Origin of the sequence: Arthrobacter sp. SIMBA_036, assembly GCF_046535135.1 — a bacterium.
GTDB lineage: Bacteria > Actinomycetota > Actinomycetes > Actinomycetales > Micrococcaceae > Arthrobacter.
The window spans coordinates 1-238 of record NZ_JAWRXG010000444.1; the positions used below are offsets into that span (position 1 = coordinate 1).

The following is a 238-nucleotide window of genomic DNA, read 5'->3' on the forward strand; positions in this document are numbered from 1 at the left end:
GTCGGCACATGCGAAGAGGCTCTTGGCGTTCTGGATGCAGATACCCGGATCGACGGCGCGGTTTTGGACATCAATCTCGGCGGAGAATATGCCTACCCTATCGCGGACCGCCTGATGGAGCTGCAGGTTCCATTTCTGTTTGCGACCGGGTTCGACGCCACATCGATTCCTGCGCGTTTTAAAGACGTCCCGCGATGCGAGAAGCCGACCGACGTGTCCAAGGTTGTCCACGCCATCG

General features: G+C 58.8%; 1 protein-coding gene. It reads left to right on the plus strand.

The window, feature by feature from the left end; translation table 11 throughout:
• Nucleotides 1-238, plus strand: a 238-nt coding sequence (locus SB659_RS20450) for a response regulator (RefSeq protein WP_410551760.1), incomplete at both ends; no start/stop codon positions are given.